Consider the following 14,195-nt stretch of genomic DNA (forward strand, 5'->3'; position numbering starts at 1 on the left):
ATTTAAGGGTATGAAACGGTCATTGTTCTGTCTAATATATTAATAATCTCAAATGATATGTTTAAAATATGAATATCGAGCTTCGCCATCTCCGTTATTTTATTGCTGTCGCCGAAGAGCTGCATTTTGGTCATGCGGCGGCGCGGTTAAATATTTCCCAGCCGCCGCTGAGCCAACAAATCCAAATCCTTGAGCAGCAAATCGGCGCGAAGCTACTGGCGCGAACCAACCGCAGCGTATCGCTGACGCCCGCAGGCCGACAGTTTCTGGCAGACAGTCGGCAGATATTAAGCCAGGTAGATGATGCCGTTAGCCGGGCGTCCCGCCTGCATCAGGGGGAAACCGGCGATTTGCGCATTGGCTTTACCTCATCGGCACCGTTTATTAGCGCAGTGTCTGACACCCTGTCGTCGTTTCGCCAGTCTTACCCGGATGTGCATATCCAGACCCGGGAAATCAATACTCGTGAGCAAATAGCCCCGCTCAATGAGGGCAAGCTTGACCTTGGATTGATGCGCAATACCTTGCTGCCTGACACGCTGGCCTGGCAGGTGATTTTGCGCGAGCCGCTGCTGGCGATGATTCATCGCGATCACCCTTTAGCCGCGAAAAGCGGCGTATCGCTGGCCGAGCTGGCGCGGGAGCCGTTTGTCTTTTTCGACCCACATGTGGGAACCGGGTTGTATGACGATATTCTTGGGTTGTTGCGCCGTTATAACCTGACGCCGTCGATTACCCAGGAAGTGGGGGAGGCGATGACCATTATTGGGCTGGTGGCGGCAGGACTTGGGGTGTCGATTCTGCCTGCCTCATTTCGGCGCGTGCAACTGACAGAAATGCGTTGGGTACCGATCCTGGAAACGGATGCGGTATCGGAAATGTGGCTCGTATGGGCAAAGCATCATGAACAGGGAACAGCGGCACAGCGTTTCAGGCAGCAACTCATTTCTGCGGCGAATGCATAAAAAGTGGCCAGTATACGCCCGCAAAACGTGCGGTAAATCACAAGCCTACGTAAATATTTGACGGCGACTATTGAAGTGCTTCACCATATCCCAAAGTTTATTTCGAGCTCAAAAATAAAGGGAGTAAGAGGTGGTTGCTGATAGTCAGCCTGGGCATATTGATCAGATTAAGCAGACCAATGCAGGGGCTGTCTACCGCCTTATTGATCAGCTTGGCCCGGTGTCGCGCATCGATCTGTCACGTCTGGCGCAGCTTGCGCCGGCCAGTATTACCAAGATTGTGCGGGAAATGCTTGAAGCGCACCTGGTGCAGGAGACCGAAATTCAGGAGCCGGGAAGCCGCGGGCGGCCCGCCGTTGGGCTGGTGGTGGAGACCGAAGCCTGGCATTATCTCTCGCTGCGCATCAGCCGCGGGGAGATCTTCCTCTCTTTACGCGATTTAAGCAGCAAACTGGTGGTGGAAGAGCGTCAGGAGCTTCCGCTGACCGACGAAAAGCCGCTGCTGCAGCGCATCATTATTCATATCGATCAGTTCTTTATCCGCCATCAGCAGAAGCTGGAGCGGTTAACCGCCATTGCTATCACCTTGCCGGGGATTATCGACACGGAACATGGCATTGTGCACCGCATGCCGTTTTATGAAGACGTCAAAGATATGCCGCTGGGGGAAATGCTGGAACAGCACACCGGTGTGCCGGTCTATGTGCAGCATGATATCAGCGCCTGGACCATGGCAGAGGCGCTGTTTGGCGCGTCGCGCGGGGCGCGTGATGTTATCCAGGTGGTTATCGATCATAACGTTGGGGCCGGTGTCATTACCGACGGTCGCCTGCTTCATGCAGGGAGCAGTAGCCTGGTGGAGATCGGCCATACGCAGGTCGACCCATACGGTAAGCGCTGCTACTGCGGTAATCATGGGTGTCTGGAAACCATTGCCAGCGTGGAGAGTGTGCTGGAACTGGCGCAGCTACGCATGAGCCAGTCCATGAGCTCGATGTTGCATCAACAGCCGCTGACGGTAGAGTCGTTATGTGAAGCGGCTCAACAGGGCGATTTGCTGGCGAAAGACATTATCAGTGGCGTGGGGGCGAATGTCGGTCGCATTCTCGCCATTATGGTGAATTTATTCAATCCGCAAAAAATTCTCATTGGTTCGCCGCTCAGTAAGGCGGCGGATATCCTCTTCCCGGCGATTGCTGATTGCATTCGCCAGCAGGCGCTGCCCGCCTACAGCAAACATATCGCCGTCGAAAGCACACAATTCACCAATCAGGGCACTATGGCGGGTGCGGCACTGGTGAAAGACGCGATGTATAACGGATCCTTGTTGATTCGTTTGTTGCAGGGGTAACATTTTTACACTGTTCTACTAAAAATTGCGCTATCTCAAGCTGAACACCGCATCCCTAACGTAGACTTTCGCTACTGAATTATTTTCCTGATTTATATTTTCGTAGCATAACGGTGGAGTTAGCGATGCTTAAGCGTTTCTTTGTAACGGGTACTGATACGTCTGTCGGCAAGACAGTGGTGTCCCGCGCGCTGCTACAGGCGCTGGCCGCTTGCGGCAGTACCGTCGCGGGTTACAAGCCAGTCGCTAAAGGGAGTAAAGAGACGCCGGAAGGTCTGCGCAATAAAGACGCGCTGGTGCTGCAAAGCGTGTCTTCCATTGATTTACCGTATTCTGCTGTCAATCCCATTGCGTTTAGCGAAGATGAAAGTAGCGTGGCGCACAGTTCTGCGATTAATTACACCCTGTTGTCCAATGGCCTGGCCAGCCTGTGCGAGCAGGTTGATCATGTGGTGGTGGAAGGGACGGGCGGCTGGCGTAGCCTGATGAACGATCTGCGTCCGCTTTCCGAATGGGTTGTGCAAGAGCAAATGGGCGTGTTGATGGTAGTCGGGATACAGGAAGGGTGTATCAACCATGCGCTGTTGACCGCTCAGGCGATTGCCAGCGATGGTCTGCCGCTGATTGGCTGGGTGGCTAACCGCATTAACCCAGGGCTTGCGCATTACGCTGAAATTATTAATGTTCTCAGCCGCAAGTTGCCTGCGCCGCTGGTGGGGGAGTTACCTTATCTGCCGCGTGCCGAACAGCGCGACCTGGCGCAGTATATCAATTTGCAGATGGCGAAAGGGATGCTGGCCGCCGAGCGTGTATTGGCGTAAACCGACAGCCAGACCCGGATGGCGGCGCAAGCGCCTGATCCGGGCTACGCGTTTGGTGCGGCACATACCTCATACGTAGCCCGGCTAAGCGTCGCGCCAGCCGGGGTCAGGCATCGCTGTGAATATTCAGCACCCGGCGTGTTTTGCCGGAGCTTAAATAATCTGCAATATAATCCTGTGAAATCTCCCCGTTGTAGCGCCCGGCTTCATCAACAATCGGCATCCAACTGGTATTACTCTCATACAACTTCGACAATACCACGCGCAGATTATCCTCAGCTTTCCCGGTAATACGGAACGGATGCAGCAGTCCGGCGCAATCGCCCTGCGCGCCACGCGCTTCGCGACGCTTCACAAAACCCAGCGGTTTACCGTCGCCATCCACCACGGTAATCGCGCGAATATCGTTATCGTCCATCATCGCGAACGCCTCCTGCGCCGCCGTCGACTCACGTACCGTCAGCGTTGGCTGTTGGTCGGTGACATCGCCTGCGGAAACCAGCAGCAGACGTTTCAATGTACGGTCCTGGCCGACAAAAGAGCCGACAAACTCGTTCGCCGGTTTGGCCAGCAGCTCATCCGGGCTGGCGCACTGCACAATACGCCCCTGGCGGAACACCGCAATCCGGTCCCCCAGCTTTAACGCTTCATCTATATCGTGGCTGACCAGCATGACGGTCTTTTTCAGCGTGCGCTGCATCTCCAGAAACTGATTCTGGATAACTTCGCGGTTAATGGGATCGACCGCGCCGAACGGTTCATCCATCAGCAGGACCGGCGGATCCGCCGCCAGTGCGCGAATCACCCCGATACGCTGCTGCTGACCGCCGGACATCTCACGCGGATAGCGGTGAAGGAATTTTTTCGCATCCAGCGCCACCATATCCATTAACTCTTCGGCACGACGCTTACAGCGGTCTTTATCCCAGCCCAGCATGCGCGGCACCACGGTAATGTTCTCTTCAATGGTCATATTGGGAAACAGACCGATCTGCTGGATAACATAGCCCAGATTACGACGCAGGCTGACAGTATCCATGTCGCTGGTATCTTTGTCATTGACCAGGATCTTACCGCTGCTGGGCATAATCAGGCGGTTAATCATCTTAAGCGTGGTCGTTTTGCCGCAGCCGGACGGGCCCAACAGTACGCACATTTCACCTTGCGGCACGTGCAGGTTGATATTGTCGACGGCCTTCACGGTCTGGCCGTTTTTCTGGGTGAATTGTTTAGTTAAATTTTCCAGTTTTATCATTATCGAATCCCCTTCGGTGTCAGAACCACCTGCAAGCGATGCAGTAACCAGTCGAGCACAATGGCCAGTAAACAGATCATCAGCGCCCCGGCAATTAACATGCGGATATCGCTGCCGCCGATACCATTGAGCAACAGTAGCCCCAGGCCGCCTGCGCCAATGACCGCCGCGATGGCCATAACGCCAATATTCATCACCACCGCAGTACGGATACCGCCAAAAATCACTGGCAGCGCCATGGGAATCTCTACCCAGCGCAGACGTTGCCAGAAGGTCATGCCAATGCCGCGTCCGGCTTCACGCAGGCCAGGAGGCAGACTGTCCAGCGCGGTATGGGTATTACGCACAATCGGCAGCAAGGAGTAGAGAAATACGGCGGTGATAGCGGGCAGGGCGCCAATCCCCTGGCCGATCAGCGAGAAAAGCGGGATCATCAGGCCGAATAAGGCAATCGACGGGATGGTCAGCACAATCGTTGCCAGCCCCAGCACGGGCGTTGCCAGCCATTTATGCCTTACGATAAGGATCCCCAGCGGCACACCCGTCACAATTGCCAGACCGACTGCAAGCAGCACCAGCCAGAGGTGCTGGAAGGTGAGCATTGCCAGATAGCTCCAGTTATCCATCATGTAGTGAATCGTATCCATAGGCGCTCCTTACAGCAGACCTTTCTCACGCAGGAAGTCTTGCGCCACCTGCTGTGGCGTCTGATGGTCAATATCGACTTTTGCGTTGAGCGTCATGATGACGTCGTTGTTGAGCAGACCAGAAAGCGTATTAAGCGTCTCTTCCAGCCCCGGATTGGCCTCCAGCGTGTCTTTACGCACCACCGGCGTCACGGCATAGCTGGGGAAGAAGCCTTTATCGTCTTTCAGCACTTTCAAATCGAAGCCTTTTACCCGACCATCCGTCGTGTAGACCAGACCGGCATCGACGAAGCCATCACGGACGGCGTTATAGACCAGCCCGGGGTCCATCTGACGGATTTGCGGCCTGTCCAGCTCAAGGTCATAGGCCTGCTGGAAGGGTTTCATACCGTCGCTACGCCCGGAGAATTCGAGATCCAGCCCCAACATCCAGTTATGTTTAGGATCGGTTTTTCGAATCTGCTCAATCTTCGCCACCATGTCAGACATGGTATTGATATGTTCAGTCTTGAGCCTGCAGACCTCGATATCACTGACTTCTACGTACCTCCATGCGCCTTCTGGGGCATGGATGGGGCATAAGCCGAAAGCTTCTGATTCAGCAAGGAAACCTGCTCTGCGCTGTTTTCTGCCATCCAGGCACCGTAGACGCTGTACACCATCTGGGCACTACTGTGGCCCATCTGCGAGGCGATGAATGTCGGGTTGGCACCTGCAGACAGAGACCAGCACGCATAGGTGTGGCGTGACTGGTAAGCTTTGCGGTATCTTATTCCGGCGCGTTTGGTTACCGTTTCCCAGATTGAACTTACCGAACGCACAGAGTAGTGGTGCCCGGCGTAGCTGTTTTTGCGTGTCACCTGAGGATTAAAGATGAAGGTGCAGGGGTGCATGGTTGAGCGCCCGTACTCCCGCAACTTCACTTCAATCTGATACTGCCGCCCAAGTCGGGTCATCTCCGCCTGGTTTTTCAGGGTGTCAATGGCCGGCTGAATAAGATGAATCACTCTGTCGGTGCCCGCATCGGTCTTCGGTAGGGTGAAGTCTCCCTGCGAAGTGTGATTCCTCCTGACTGTCATCGTTCCCGCCCTGAGGTCGATATCCTCCCATGCAAGCGCGACCAGTTCCCCATGACGTACCCCCGTGTAAACCGCCAGCGACCAGAGATTTTTGATTTGCTGGTGATGGCAGGCTTCTATCAAACGCAAAAACTCATCCCTGTTTAATGGGTCAGGTTCAGCTTTCGACTTTTTTAGTGGTGTGATCCCGTCGAATGGATTGACGGATGCGTAGCCATTATCGGCAGCGAACTGAAACATGCCCGACATGGTAGTCATGTAGTAATTGACCGTTGGTACTGCGCGGCCAGTAATAACCGGATTTTTTCCTCGCCCGGGTGAGTGCTGCCCGGTAAGAAGATCCTTACGGATAAACAGCAGGTCCTCTCTGGACACCGCCGATACCATCCGGTTACCACCGATACGCGGGACCATATTTCTTACCACCGACTGATAGCGGCTCAGTGCGTTAGCGCTAATCTCCATTTTTTTCAGTTCCAGCCATTTTTCAGCAAGGACTTTTACGGTGATTTCTTTTTTCTCCAGACCTAACAGTTTGAGGTTAGGGGAGTTCGGGAACTGCGCTGCGTAATTAAAACTACCCATGCGGATAGCGAAACAAACCGATGTGCGCAGATCCCCGGCCACCTTCCGGTTTTTGGCGTTATCAGGTACACCGAGATTTTCCCTGATGCGCCGGCCGTTAAAATTGAACCATATGCGGAGTGATCCGCCATGATTCTCAACGCCCGTTGGATATGAGGTTTTACTCATAATTTCCTCCTGACGTCCAGGAGCCATACAAGATTACCTTTTTCATCGAACCCGATCACCATATTGGTTGTTTTTGTGCGGCAACCCATGCGTCAACTGCTTTACGGTTGTACATGCATTCGCTGGTGGGCTTTGGTTCCCCGTCCGGTGAAACGTGCTTATATTCCCGGCCAAGAAGCCAGGAGTTTTTTCGCGCCCGAGCGATAGTGCCTGGCTTCAAGCCGGTGACCGCAATCAGTAGCTGCTCGGTAACCCATTCATTTGGTTCCACCTGGATAATTGTCTGCATACCCACCTCATACCTTTTTCGCAAAACCAGCAGCGATTACACTTTTTGCAATAGCGGAAGGTTCGCCCCCCAAAAGCTCACCATCCTTTCCTCCCACCGCTGCCATCAATTGATCTAACAAAATGCTGTCGTAATTATCCGGCCAGAATTCCGCCGAAATGCCAAAGGCATTACAGTGAAAAAATACATCAATCGTTATCTTTGCCGCTTCTTCTGCAGTCCGTTCCGGCTGGCGATAGCCAGCCTCCCAAATCACGTCAGTAATGGATGATGGATCACCATTAGCTGCCTTAATCAGCTTCACAAGTTCGAATACATTTTGTTCACTCACTGGCGGCCTCCAATTTGTCGGTTGCATAACGGACGCAGCGAACGAAAGAAGAAGGCGTAACAATCTCCCGAAGCTCTGCAATGAGATATTCATTGTGCTGCTGGCGATTCTCTTCGTTCTTTTCTTTTTCCTGCTGACGGAGGACTGCGAGTTGTGCGGTAATAAGGCGACGCTTCGCTTTCACCGCGCGCAAAGCCTTTTCCGCACTTTTCCTCCATGAACTAAATTCAGCGCTGCTGGTTGATTGATCGAGCTGATGCTCAATACTCAACTGTGCACGCTCAGCGTTGACCAATTGCTCCAGGCAAACGGCAATGGTGCTCAGATTGCTGGTATCAATAAGGATTTTCTGCGTCATTTTGATGTCTCCTGTTCAGCAGCAACAATCGCGTCAACGGCATTCATCAAAGAGCCAGCCATTTCGTTGTAATTCTCCCAAAAGTCTTGATTGAAAAACGCATCCATAACGATGGGTGCAAGCTGAGCAATGAGGTGCTGGCGATAAGTCATACCTTTGTCGCCCAGCCCACACCCGGGGCGAGCTGGGACAGGAAATGTTGGGAAATTACCGTTGCTCATCGTGCAGCCTCCTGTAGTGCAACCTTGTATGCCCGAAGCATGCGATTTGACGGGCCAGAGATAACTGTCTTCATCCGGAAAAAGCCGCTGCGCGTGTGGATGACTCCCGACTCCCGGAAAAGCACAGTATCAACCACGCGATTGTGACGCCGGAACTCAAATACGGAGCTGGTGATGGATATCGTGGCCACGGCACCTTTATCCTGGAAATCAATATTCATGCTTTCGGCTCCCGGTCGTTTTCGGGGCGTGGTGCTCGCTGGTTCCAGATAAGCGACGCCGCTTCACGATCATTCGGTGGCAGGTTCAATCCGCAGCACGAGCAGTACAGAGAAACCCATTCAGTATGCTCAGGTACGGATGAAATGACCGTTGTAGCCCCGATCTGATCGTTTCCGCAAAGCGGACATGGCAGGAGATTCATCATTTTTCCTCCCAGCCAATAGCCTGAAACAAGCCCATCTTCGGGTGATACCAGCGTGTGCCACGCGGCTCTGCTTCGGACATCATCTGGCGAAATGTGCGCATGAAAGGCTCAAGCTCCACGATAGCCCGGCGGGAAAGCAACCCATCCGGCGTCATGAACTCGTGGGTGTCAGTCGGGATCCGGTAGGCGTTAACCAGATTGCGACACTTCGCATCGGTCATGCCGCTTTGGGCGACCACCTGGCGATAACCGACATAACCAGCACGCATGTTGCCGCGCTTAATGTATTCTACGGCTTCGGTGACAGTATCAATCTGCTCTTCGACATGGCTTAGTCGCTTTTGCTGGCGAACGGCATCGGCGGCCATTGCGGCGATCATCTCGATTTCGGTAAGAGGTTGCGCATGCCGGGACCGGAAATACCCGTTTATCAGCTCGCGTTGAACTCGCCAGGCTAAATCGTCGGTGAAAGACTTCACCAGCATCAGGTAGCCGGATTCAGTAAGAAAAGTGACGTGGCCACGAGCCATTGAAGAAAGCGTATAAAAATTGTCCCGACGAATTTCGTCGGTGCTAACGGAAAAGAAATCCTCACCTTCAATGAAGCGATCGCGATTCTCACGATATGCGCGGCTGGCCGTGCCATCTGGGCGATTATGGGCATCATCAATCATGGAGAATGTCACGACACGTTGCCCGCGATACTCGACTGCTGGAAGTTGTTTGTTATTGATGGTTACGGTATTCATACTTTTTCTCCAAATGCACGACGTAGGGCTTTTTTTATCTTCTTTCCGTTATTGACCGAGCAATAAAGCTCTGCCAGTTCCTGAGCCATCATCTGTTCGCCAGTCTCTTCATTGACGAAATACTGGTTCGGGTTGTTCTTGATAAACTCCTGCACCATTGGCAGAGCCAGAAACTCTTCCGGACTGTAAATTTTCGACCGCCGACGCAGGTGTTTCACGTTAGAAACCCGATGTGCAGACTCAACAGACAACAGATTTGGTTTATCCTGGCTTGCCATCAGCGCACCCCCACCGGTTTGCTGGCCTGCAGATCGTCACGCTCTTTCACATAGCGGTCATGAAACGCGTCCCATTTTTCGCACCACTGTTTAGCCTCGCGCTTTTTTGCCAGGATACGGCGAAGGCGACGAACGCAACGCTGGTGAGCTTCCAGGTACTCGGTGGTAGTTTCGCCATCACGCCAGACTTCCCGGTCATCCCGGTCAATGCGTACCATTGGGTGCCGCTGCCGAAATCCCGAATGTTCGAAAGCTTTGCTGGTCATGAAGAAGGCCAGATAACGGATTGCCGTTTCCTGGGTGAAACACTTTTTAATGCGGCCATGACGCTGAGCAACAAAAAGAGGGCCGGCAGGGGTGTCATGCCGCTGTAATGCGAAATCAATCATGCTAAAGGTGCGAGTATCTTTCATTTTCTGTCTTTCGCTCCGTTGTATTTTTCATGGCTCATGACGATCCAGTTCTTACCGCCGTCACGCGACAGCAGCCGCCAGCGGCGATTCACTTTGAGGCTGATGTTGCCGCACATAATCCTGGTGGCCTGGATGCGGCGCTGACGGAACCGGCGAACGGTAATAACAGCTTGTTCATGTACCCATTCAGGTACACGTAATGCAGTAATGGTCATGATTGCTCCTGTTTAATTGCGGCCATTTTCTTTGCGTGATTAACCAGCTCTGCAACTAGGTCATCTATCAGCAATTTTCCGCTCTCGGTCAGGAATTCACCATGACCATTCACATCGACTGCATTGCGATATATATCCCGGATTGATTTATCACCATTCACGGAACCTTCTTGCCCACGCGCCAGCCTCTCGAAACGGCAAAGAAGTCCATCCAAAAGTAATTCGGTTAGCTCCAGCGTTTTAATTCCACCTTTCGGCAGGCTAATAACAATGCAGGTACTTCCTGTTTTTCGCTGGTGGCGTAATAACGCTGCTTTTAAAATTCGGCGTCGATATGTCTCGATTAATTTATCCATTGCGCTTTTCCTCCTCCAAACCCATAACTATTTCCTCTTCTTTTTCGGTCCATCCATGAATCTCAGCGGCGAGGTCATAAACCAGAGCGCATATTGTTTTAAGTTGAAATCTGTCTAACTTGTCGTGATATTCAAATAATGTTTGCGTCAAGACTGACAACTTCTCCGCTTTGATATTCACTTCCTGAATATCCTGTCTTTTTAAAACACCCATAATTAACGACCATATGCTTTTTTAAGATAAAGACGAGCGATTACCTCGTAACCGCAGGCCGCATAAAGGCATGCTGTTCTATATGCCGATTTATCAATGATGAAAGTCATACGAAGCGCCTCACAGCTAAAGAAGCTACTACCCGACAGTGAATTTTGATTTCTTTCTGTTCATCGGTGTTAAGGGTGAATGTTTCGTAATGATGGTTATCAGAGATGATTTTTAATGAGCCATCAGCTAATGGCTCAATTCTCTTAATGAAAATGCATGGGCGACCAAAAGCATCCATTGTGTAAACATAAATGCCAGAGGTAAGCGCACATCCACCGCAATCAACGAAAGCCACAACCTCACATGGTTCGATGGTCGGCTGCATTGAATCACCTTCCATCCGGCAGCTTTGAACGCGGTTGCCAAAGTCATTAATGTTGTCAGTTCCGAACAGCATTTGAGGCGTTTTAACTGGCTGATTAATTGCGACGGAATTTTGCATTTTCATTTCCTCAGGGTGAGTTTTTCCCCACCAAGAAAGGTGTTAATTAAATAATGTTAATTAATTTTAAATTTTGTCGGCTTGCTTGCAGATGGCTTCTTGCAAGTCGTCTAATTTTTCATAAACGATAGTTAGTGTACCGATAGCCGACAATTCCGGAGGCATGCAATCCATAGCGTTAGATAAAGCCATTCTGCAATTGCCAATATCAGCAAGCCATGAGTTAAGTTGATTGGACGTTATAATACTTGTTGGTTCTGTAAATTCACCGCACTGCTCGTTTCCTGAAATGAGCCACAGAACATCAGAATGAAGAATGTTAGCCAATTGGATTAACTGGTAAGCAAACGGAACAGTTTTTTCCGTTTCCCAGTTGTTAATGGTTTCGGTTGTTAAACCAAGATGATCAGCCAAAAAATCCTGAGAGAGTCGAAGCGAAGATCTTTGATTTAATATTCTTTTGCCGATGGTTTTGGCTACGGTGATTTGAGTATTCATTTCATTGGCTCCGTTGTTTGCCGATGAATGAACTTTATCTCAAAGATAAATTTTGGTAAATATCTTTTTGATAAATTATGATAAATTAGTGGTTATGATATTGATATATATAGTAAATTATTTTGTGCAGGGCATAAAAAAACCAGCCGAAGCTGGTTTTTTATATGTATGAGTCTCACCCCAAACGGTTGTATGACATTTGCCATCTACCGACAACTAAGCCCTGAATGTGAAACTCGCTTTGATCAGTTTCAGATACAAACCATTTTTCGTAAGTTGAATTATCGCTGATGACTACCAGCTTGTCCTTAAGCAGCTGTAAGCGTTTGATATGAAAGTTGTCACCATAAACGAACGCATAAATCCCATCACCTATCAACCGGTTTACCGTAACGTCTATAACGACAAGATCCCCAGGGAAAATAGTCCCGAGCATGCTATCGCCGACAACCGTGCAGATTTTCAGGGAGGTAGGGCTACGCCCACCAAACATCCTTTTAGCTTCCTCTGGATCAAGTTCAATCGATTTAACTATTTCAGGATAGTCCATGTTCATCCTGCCACTTCCGCAACTGAACTCAGTGTCCAGCACCTCAATTCGGTATTGTTGCTGATTTTTTGTCAGTGGATTTATGAAAAAGTTAGGCTTGGTACCAGATGCATCAACATCTGCTCTCTTTGAATCCATCCAGCCATGGGGCAGGCCCATACTTGACTCAATTCTCCTAGCTATTATGTCACCAATGTTACGAGAGGCGTTAGAGCCAGATAACTGACTCAGTTGAGAAGGGGGTATACCAATTTTTTCAGCAATTTGTGCCTTGGTATAACCTTCCACGATGTACTCACCAATCAACCTGTTTAGGTTCTGACGTCGAATGTTTTTTATGTCCATGACCAAATACTCCCACTTTTTAGCAATATGATAAATACCCAATTTGATAAATTTATCTTGCCTCATAGTTATCGTAAAGATAAACTTTACCAAAATGATAAATTGAGGTGTGGGTATGGAAAACGAACTTCTTTCCTGGCGTCGTGCTTCCACTAAAGAAGAGTGGCACGCTTTGGCAGTTAAGAGCGGTACATCAACAGGATATTTGAATCTTATTGCCTACGGATACAGAAATGCGTCACCAAAACTTGCAACTTCTATTGAAGCAGCAAGTAGAACTTTTGTGGGTAAAAAACCCCTCAAGCGAGAAATGCTTGTTTTCCCACATCCGGGCAATGAGGTGTGACATGTCACGGCATGCTGGAGGAATCATGAATCACTCTGACTTCGTACGTGAATATACATTCGATAACCCACTTCAGCGGTTGGTCATGCTTCGCATTTTGATGGGCGGATCTATGGATGGAGAGGGGGAGCGAGTTATCGATCATCAGGTCCTGGCTGAATTCTGTTGCTGCTCAAAACAAGCCATGTTTAAGGAGATCAAGGCACTTGAACGCGCAGCTTGCCTGAAAGTGAGAAAAATTGGTGCCCACGATACAGGCCTTAAAACTCGGATTGAGCCAGCTCGCGGCTACACAATCACGCCAGTTCAGGAGTTTGTATGAGTAGCAAAATTCTCGGTAACGTCTGGGACGCATGCGCCGCGCATGACATTAAGGGTGCAAAGCTGGTGATTATGGCTCGTCTGGCTGACTACTCGAATGATGATGGTGTCTGCTATCCGAGCGTTGAGACCATTTGCCGCCAGCTGGGTTTGGGTGAAAGTACGGTCAGAACCGCCATTGCTGAACTCGAGTCTGCCGGTTGGCTGCGTCGTGATTCACGCCGTAAAGGTAATCGCAACACGTCCAATCTTTATCATTTGAATGCTGATCGCCTGGAGGCTTTGGCACGCATTGAGAAGGACAAGGTAGCCGCGATGAAACAGCAACGCAGGGCTAACAGTTTTCACCCGTCAGATTCTGACCCTTCAAAATCTGAACCGTCAGATTCTGGACGTTCAGACAGTTTTCACCCGTCAGATTCTGACAAAAATGGCGTTTTCACCCGTCAGAATCTGACCCCAGATCCACAAGTAAATTCAAAACATGATCCACAAGTAAATTCAAAACAAGAATCACAAGATATTGGCGTGTGTAGCAAAGCCTATTCTGAAAATCGCTCTTCCAAAGAGAACTATTCCAACGACTTCGAGCAGGCCTGGCAGGCATACCCTAAACGTGCTGGCGGTAATTCTAAAGCTGCTGCCTGGAAAGCCTGGAAAGCTCGAATCAAAGACGGTGTTACCACTGTGGCAATGCTGGATGGCGTAAATCGCTATGCGGCATATGTCCGCGCAACCGGTAGCGCCGGAACGCAGTACGTGAAACAGGCGGCGACGTTCTTCGGCCCTGACCGACACTTTGACGAACCCTGGCAGGCACCATCCGCTCCCGGAGGTGGGCGACGAAACGTACTCCCGGTATCGGGTTTTAGTGAGCAGGATTATGGCGAGTCGGACTGCAACTGGTGATAACGGAGTGA

At 50.7% G+C, this 14,195-nt stretch carries 23 protein-coding genes and 1 pseudogene; 6 read left to right on the top strand and 18 right to left on the bottom strand.

The features are described 5' to 3' along the window. Positions 1–68: 68 nt before the first annotated feature. The 3 genes from MRY16398_RS13345 to bioD all read left to right on the top strand — a co-directional run bounded on the left by MRY16398_RS13345 (position 69) and on the right by bioD (position 3,137). Positions 69–965: a LysR family transcriptional regulator gene (locus tag MRY16398_RS13345; protein WP_079498191.1), complete on the top strand. Its 897-nt coding sequence runs from the start codon at positions 69–71 to the stop codon at positions 963–965. Between the two features lie 130 nt (positions 966–1,095). Next, positions 1,096–2,316 (top strand): sugar metabolism global transcriptional regulator Mlc, encoded by a 1,221-nt coding sequence (gene mlc, locus MRY16398_RS13350; RefSeq protein ID WP_125124560.1) that lies wholly within the window; start codon positions 1,096–1,098, stop codon positions 2,314–2,316. A gap of 125 nt (positions 2,317–2,441) precedes the next feature. Beyond that, entirely contained in the window at positions 2,442–3,137 is a 696-nt protein-coding gene (gene bioD / locus MRY16398_RS13355) for a dethiobiotin synthase (protein ID WP_039078846.1), read from the top strand. 106 nt (positions 3,138–3,243) lie between these two features. On the opposite strand, the gene osmV is transcribed toward bioD, so the two are convergent. From osmV to MRY16398_RS13445, 18 genes and pseudogenes are all read right to left on the bottom strand, one after another. After that, positions 3,244–4,392 (bottom strand): osmoprotectant ABC transporter ATP-binding protein OsmV, encoded by a 1,149-nt coding sequence (gene osmV / locus MRY16398_RS13360; RefSeq protein ID WP_039078847.1) that lies wholly within the window; start codon positions 4,390–4,392, stop codon positions 3,244–3,246. After that, positions 4,392–5,039 (bottom strand): osmoprotectant ABC transporter permease OsmW, encoded by a 648-nt coding sequence (gene osmW, locus MRY16398_RS13365; RefSeq protein WP_039078848.1) that lies wholly within the window; start codon positions 5,037–5,039, stop codon positions 4,392–4,394. Before osmW ends, osmV begins: the two co-directional genes overlap by 1 nt. Positions 5,040–5,048: 9 nt before the next feature. After that, a pseudogene (locus tag MRY16398_RS13370) lies at positions 5,049–5,543 on the bottom strand (glycine betaine ABC transporter substrate-binding protein); the annotation flags it as partial. Positions 5,544–5,578: 35 nt separating this feature from the next. Next, positions 5,579–6,871 carry a tyrosine-type recombinase/integrase gene (locus MRY16398_RS13375; RefSeq protein WP_125124561.1) on the bottom strand — a complete coding sequence of 431 codons (1,293 nt, stop codon included), beginning with the start codon at positions 6,869–6,871 and terminating at the stop codon, positions 5,579–5,581. Between the two features lie 55 nt (positions 6,872–6,926). Continuing rightward, on the bottom strand, positions 6,927–7,160 hold the full coding sequence (locus MRY16398_RS13380) for an excisionase family protein (RefSeq protein ID WP_107224296.1): 234 nt from the start codon (positions 7,158–7,160) through the stop codon (positions 6,927–6,929). A gap of 7 nt (positions 7,161–7,167) precedes the next feature. Further along, complete coding sequence (locus tag MRY16398_RS13385) at positions 7,168–7,491, bottom strand: hypothetical protein (protein WP_125124562.1); 324 nt, start codon at positions 7,489–7,491, stop codon at positions 7,168–7,170. Beyond that, on the bottom strand, positions 7,484–7,849 hold the full coding sequence (locus MRY16398_RS13390; RefSeq protein WP_125124563.1) for a hypothetical protein: 366 nt from the start codon (positions 7,847–7,849) through the stop codon (positions 7,484–7,486). Before MRY16398_RS13390 ends, MRY16398_RS13385 begins: the two co-directional genes overlap by 8 nt. Next, positions 7,846–8,070: a hypothetical protein gene (locus MRY16398_RS13395; protein ID WP_125124564.1), complete on the bottom strand. Its 225-nt coding sequence runs from the start codon at positions 8,068–8,070 to the stop codon at positions 7,846–7,848. Before MRY16398_RS13395 ends, MRY16398_RS13390 begins: the two co-directional genes overlap by 4 nt. Next, complete coding sequence (locus MRY16398_RS13400; protein WP_125124565.1) at positions 8,067–8,291, bottom strand: hypothetical protein; 225 nt, start codon at positions 8,289–8,291, stop codon at positions 8,067–8,069. Before MRY16398_RS13400 ends, MRY16398_RS13395 begins: the two co-directional genes overlap by 4 nt. Before the next feature lie 202 nt (positions 8,292–8,493). Beyond that, positions 8,494–9,246 (bottom strand): ORF6N domain-containing protein, encoded by a 753-nt coding sequence (locus tag MRY16398_RS13405; RefSeq protein WP_125124566.1) that lies wholly within the window; start codon positions 9,244–9,246, stop codon positions 8,494–8,496. After that, complete coding sequence (locus tag MRY16398_RS13410) at positions 9,243–9,524, bottom strand: hypothetical protein (protein ID WP_125124567.1); 282 nt, start codon at positions 9,522–9,524, stop codon at positions 9,243–9,245. The genes MRY16398_RS13405 and MRY16398_RS13410 overlap by 4 nt, the downstream gene beginning before the upstream one ends. Continuing rightward, positions 9,524–9,937 (bottom strand): hypothetical protein, encoded by a 414-nt coding sequence (locus tag MRY16398_RS13415; RefSeq protein ID WP_125124568.1) that lies wholly within the window; start codon positions 9,935–9,937, stop codon positions 9,524–9,526. Before MRY16398_RS13415 ends, MRY16398_RS13410 begins: the two co-directional genes overlap by 1 nt. Then, positions 9,934–10,152, bottom strand: a complete 219-nt coding sequence (locus MRY16398_RS13420) for a ParE family toxin-like protein (protein WP_125124569.1) — start codon at positions 10,150–10,152, stop codon at positions 9,934–9,936. Before MRY16398_RS13420 ends, MRY16398_RS13415 begins: the two co-directional genes overlap by 4 nt. Further along, positions 10,149–10,508: a hypothetical protein gene (locus MRY16398_RS13425; protein ID WP_125124570.1), complete on the bottom strand. Its 360-nt coding sequence runs from the start codon at positions 10,506–10,508 to the stop codon at positions 10,149–10,151. Before MRY16398_RS13425 ends, MRY16398_RS13420 begins: the two co-directional genes overlap by 4 nt. After that, complete coding sequence (locus tag MRY16398_RS13430; protein WP_125124571.1) at positions 10,501–10,722, bottom strand: hypothetical protein; 222 nt, start codon at positions 10,720–10,722, stop codon at positions 10,501–10,503. Before MRY16398_RS13430 ends, MRY16398_RS13425 begins: the two co-directional genes overlap by 8 nt. A gap of 106 nt (positions 10,723–10,828) precedes the next feature. Beyond that, positions 10,829–11,215, bottom strand: coding sequence for a S24 family peptidase (locus MRY16398_RS13435; protein WP_125124572.1), 387 nt, complete (start codon positions 11,213–11,215; stop codon positions 10,829–10,831). A gap of 66 nt (positions 11,216–11,281) precedes the next feature. Further along, a complete protein-coding gene (locus MRY16398_RS13440; RefSeq protein WP_125124573.1) occupies positions 11,282–11,713 on the bottom strand; it encodes a helix-turn-helix domain-containing protein in 432 nt (143 codons plus the stop codon). A 175-nt stretch (positions 11,714–11,888) separates the two neighbouring features. Beyond that, a complete protein-coding gene (locus MRY16398_RS13445) occupies positions 11,889–12,674 on the bottom strand; it encodes a S24 family peptidase (RefSeq protein ID WP_006811075.1) in 786 nt (261 codons plus the stop codon). A 49-nt stretch (positions 12,675–12,723) separates the two neighbouring features. Between MRY16398_RS13445 and MRY16398_RS13450 the strand changes: the two genes are divergently transcribed. From MRY16398_RS13450 to MRY16398_RS13460, 3 genes are read left to right on the top strand one after another with little or no spacing between them, the layout of a single operon-like run. After that, on the top strand, positions 12,724–12,954 hold the full coding sequence (locus tag MRY16398_RS13450) for a transcriptional regulator (protein WP_071978052.1): 231 nt from the start codon (positions 12,724–12,726) through the stop codon (positions 12,952–12,954). Between the two features lie 25 nt (positions 12,955–12,979). Then, positions 12,980–13,276: a transcriptional regulator gene (locus MRY16398_RS13455; RefSeq protein ID WP_125124574.1), complete on the top strand. Its 297-nt coding sequence runs from the start codon at positions 12,980–12,982 to the stop codon at positions 13,274–13,276. Then, the gene (locus tag MRY16398_RS13460) at positions 13,273–14,184 is read left to right on the top strand and encodes a helix-turn-helix domain-containing protein (RefSeq protein WP_125124575.1); all 912 of its coding nucleotides are present in this window, start codon (positions 13,273–13,275) and stop codon (positions 14,182–14,184) included. The genes MRY16398_RS13455 and MRY16398_RS13460 overlap by 4 nt, the downstream gene beginning before the upstream one ends. Positions 14,185–14,195 lie beyond the last annotated feature (11 nt).

The sequence above is a fragment of the Phytobacter sp. MRY16-398 genome, assembly GCF_003925915.1.
GTDB lineage: Bacteria > Pseudomonadota > Gammaproteobacteria > Enterobacterales > Enterobacteriaceae > Phytobacter > Phytobacter diazotrophicus.